Annotated in this window: 5 protein-coding genes; all 5 read right to left on the bottom strand. The window is 64.3% G+C overall.

Going from position 1 to position 2,763, the window contains the following annotated elements; all coding sequences use genetic code 11:
• A partial coding sequence (locus SK854_RS48050; RefSeq protein ID WP_319981883.1) for a permease occupies positions 1–342 on the bottom strand: 342 nt, incomplete at its 3' end.
• Between the two features lie 16 nt (positions 343–358).
• The gene (locus tag SK854_RS48045) at positions 359–682 is read right to left on the bottom strand and encodes an ArsR/SmtB family transcription factor (protein ID WP_051769333.1); all 324 of its coding nucleotides are present in this window, start codon (positions 680–682) and stop codon (positions 359–361) included.
• Between the two features lie 52 nt (positions 683–734).
• Complete coding sequence (locus SK854_RS48040) at positions 735–1,100, bottom strand: rhodanese-like domain-containing protein (RefSeq protein WP_211257711.1); 366 nt, start codon at positions 1,098–1,100, stop codon at positions 735–737.
• A 49-nt stretch (positions 1,101–1,149) separates the two neighbouring features.
• Positions 1,150–1,845: an ATP-binding cassette domain-containing protein gene (locus SK854_RS48035; RefSeq protein ID WP_051769336.1), complete on the bottom strand. Its 696-nt coding sequence runs from the start codon at positions 1,843–1,845 to the stop codon at positions 1,150–1,152.
• The gene (locus SK854_RS48030) at positions 1,838–2,563 is read right to left on the bottom strand and encodes a transporter substrate-binding domain-containing protein (RefSeq protein WP_159460419.1); all 726 of its coding nucleotides are present in this window, start codon (positions 2,561–2,563) and stop codon (positions 1,838–1,840) included. The genes SK854_RS48035 and SK854_RS48030 overlap by 8 nt, the downstream gene beginning before the upstream one ends.
• Positions 2,564–2,763: the final 200 nt, after the last annotated feature.

Here is a 2,763-nt window from a genome sequence, read left to right as displayed (position 1 = left end):
AGCCACCGAGACCGGCACACCGGCGGCGAGAAAACCGCGGATCAACGGGATCACGGTGCAGGAGCACAATGGACTGAACGCGCCAACGGCCGTGCTGAGGACGATGGCTATGACCGTCCGTTTGCGAAATGATCTACCAACGAGGACGTCGACCCTCATGTGCTGAAGCAGCACGCTGAAGACGACTGCGAACATGAACCAAGGAATCAGCCCCACGAGCCGGTTCAACGCGTATAACAGCAGCTCGATGACGACATGCACAACGATTCCCCTTCGTTCGCTCCCCACGCGAGGTGAATCGAGTCTTACCGAGACATCGACGGCTGTCAATGTCTTGAACACCGGATCTCCGGGAAACTCAGGCGCCTGGCCGTCCGAGCGCGCTGAACTGCTGCGCAACGGCGTCCATCGCCCCGTCACGCAGGCGGTAGTAGACCCACACGCCGCGCCGTTCGCGGTCCAGCAGTCCCACCTCGTGGATCTTCTTCAGGTGGTGGCTGATCGTCGGCTGCGTCAACCCCGTGCCTTCGACGAGGTCGCACACGCACGCTTCCTGATCAGGCGCGTCAGCGAGCAGTGCGATCAACTGCAGGCGCACGGGATCGGCGATGACACGCAAGACCTTCGCCAGGTCCTGCGTGTCGCGGGTCGCTGCGGGTGACAATCCTGCGGAGGCGCTCACAGCCTCGACTATAGGACCAGCCGCTGCCGGTTACCCAGAGATCAGCCGTCGCCTAATCCTGTGACGCGGCCTCGCCTGTTTCCAGAGGAAGGCCCGCTGCGACCCAATCCTGTTTGCCTCCGACGTAACGGTGCACATCTCGGTAGCCGAGCACGTGCAGACTTCTCGCAACCCGCAAGGAAGCGTCACATGTGTCACTGCCGCAGTAGACGACAATGCGGGCGTCCAGATCGGGCAGTAGCACTTGTGGGAGCGTTTTGGCGCGCCGAGGCCGGATGTTCAGTGCTCCTGGAAGGTGCCCGGTCGCGAACACTTCCTCTGGAAGGGCTTCGACGAGCACAACCGCGCCCGAGGAAACACCCGCGGCCACGTCGTCACGCGCAATCTCCGGGATGTCGATCAGGTCGGTGTCGGACACTGGATCTGTCGTCATGATGACCTCACGTGTGGTCGAACAAGGACTGGGCCTAGGGCACGGCGAGATCTGGCACACCGGAGGTGACCTGGACGACGCGGCCGCCGTCCAGCACGACACACCGGGTGCATCGCATGCCGACTTCCTCGGGACGGTGGCTGGACATCACCACACAGGTTCCGTTCTCGACGAGCTCGCTGATTCCGTCGAGCACCACCTGCGCGGTGACTTGGTCGAGAGCGGAGGTGGGTTCGTCGAGCAGCAGCAACCGCGGACGAGGAGCGAACGCTCGAGCGAGCGCGACGCGTTGACGTTGTCCACCGGACAGCGAGGCGGGATAGTCCGCGGCACGATCGACGAGGCCGAGACGGTCCAACCAGGTCAGTGCCTCTGAGCGTGCCTTGTCAGCAGGCAATCCAGCGGCTCGGCAACCGAGCTCGACGTTGGTCAGCACGGTGCGTGTCTCGAACAGCGCGACCTCCTGCAGCACGGTGCCGGTGGATCGCCAGGCCTTGCGCGCCTCGTGGCGGTTGCGACCGGGCAGCCAGGTGCCGAGGTTGAGCACCCGGCCCTTGCTCGGCGGGCACAGGCCATTGATGGTGCGCAAGATTGTGGACTTGCCACAGCCGCTCGGACCGACCAGCAGCGTCCACTCGCACGTACCGCTGGTGAGGCTGACGTCGTCGAGGATGCAACAGTCCTTGACCCGGACCTCGACGTCCTCCAGGGCGATCGACGGTTCAGCCACGGGGCCACACCTCCAGCTCACCCTGCACCGGCACGGGTGTGTTCGACGAGGGGCCGAACCACCGGTCGTAGATCTTTTGCCACTCGCCGGCGGCGGACAGGTCCTGAAGCGCGAAGTCGACGGCTGCCCGCATCTGAGAGTCGCCTCGGCGGATGCCGATGCCGTCGAGCTTCACGCCGATGGGCTGGTCAAGCACGACCAGCCCGGGATCGTTCTTGGCGAAGCCGGCCAGGATCTCGTAGTCCTCTGCGTAGCCGGCGAGGTTGCCCTGCCGAACCGACTCGGCCGCAGCCCGCTTGTCGCTGAACTCCTCGATCTTCGGTTCCCCGCTGTGCCCTTTCCCGCTCAGCCAGCTCTTCCAGTTGCCGATCGCGCTGCTGCCGCGGTCCATGGCGACGGACTTGCCGACCAGGTCCTCGAGCGAGCGCGCGGTGTCCTTGCGGACGAGGAACGTCTGGAAGGACCGGAAGTAGGTCTGGCTGAAGTCGATCTTCTCGGCGCGTTTGCGGGTCTTGCTCATGCTGGCCACCGCGATGTCGATGGTGCCCTTCTCAAGAAAGCTGATCCTGGTCAGCTCGTCGACTTTGACGATCTCCAATCGCACGCCGAGGCTCTTGGCGACCGCGTTGGCGATGTCAACGTCGAATCCGACGTGCTGTCCGTTCGCGTCGATCGAGCTGTGTGGTGGGTTGTCCGACCGGATGCCGGCTTTCAGCACGCCTTGTTTCTTGACGTGATCGAGGGTGCTGCCTCCGGCTGTGGAACCCGCTGACGATGTGCAGCCGGCCACAGCCAGCAGCGCCGCCAGCAACGCCACTATCCCCCAGCACCGTCTGTGTGAGATCACCTTCATGCCATGGCCCCCCTTCGAGTCCGTACCCAGCGTTCCAACACGTGAATTCCCGCCACCAGCGTCAG

Source organism: Lentzea sokolovensis (genome assembly GCF_033949975.1).
Lineage (GTDB): Bacteria > Actinomycetota > Actinomycetes > Mycobacteriales > Pseudonocardiaceae > Lentzea > Lentzea sokolovensis.
The sequence above is the reverse complement of the archived record's forward strand: the minus strand, read 5'-3'. Positions and strand labels throughout refer to the sequence as shown.